General features: G+C 46.3%; 1 pseudogene. It reads right to left on the bottom strand.

The annotated features are described in order from the left end of the window. A pseudogene (locus HMPREF3149_RS13490) lies at window positions 1-605 on the bottom strand (hypothetical protein); the annotation flags it as partial. Window positions 606-689 lie beyond the last annotated feature (84 nt).

Raw genomic sequence — 689 nt, 5'->3', positions numbered from 1 at the left:
CGCACTCTAAAACCGGAAGGGCCGCTTAAGGGATAGTTAAGGTTGAGTTTGAATAAACCCAGCTTTTTCAATTTGGGAAGTTTACCATTGCCAATCATTTCCCATGGCTTAACTGAAGAAAAAGCATAAGAAACGATTGGAGCAGCGGATTCACGTGAAATGCTTTTGATTGGAAATCGCTGAGCGAACGAAATCGCACGGAGTAGAACATTAAGCTCAGCGATGGCATAATCAAAAGCCAATGATTGAGAAGAAATGCCCCGCCCCACAGCATAATCCGACTTTCTAGAAAACCCTTGCTCTCCCAACTCAACCATCGCCTCGACTACCGTTTGAAAATTCTTTCGGTTCTCTTGCAAATGTTCGGCAGCGCGTGGAAGCTCTCCTGTACGGAGTGACGCCGCAAGCAGACTAGCCTCAACGCCCAAATGAGATGGCGCATCCACCGCTATATGATGAAAGACAAAGTGGATTCCATCAGGAGTAGGTTCAGGGTTATGCGTGTTCACACCCGAAATACCGGAAGGAAAACGCGTGAATGGATAACCATCTGGCACCGGAATCAAGACCTCTAAAGGAATGAAGAAATGAATTGTTGACTTCACTTTTTCGTTCTCCCAACCCCTGAGCCGGTGGTGCGCTAAATTTCATATTGACAAAAGTGCCCCGAGTTTTGTTCCTAGGCATTT

This window comes from Corynebacterium sp. HMSC05E07 (assembly GCF_001807225.1).
Taxonomy (GTDB): Bacteria; Actinomycetota; Actinomycetes; order Mycobacteriales; family Mycobacteriaceae; genus Corynebacterium; species Corynebacterium singulare.
Note: the sequence above shows the minus strand (reverse complement) of the source record. Positions and strands in the feature narration are given on the sequence as shown.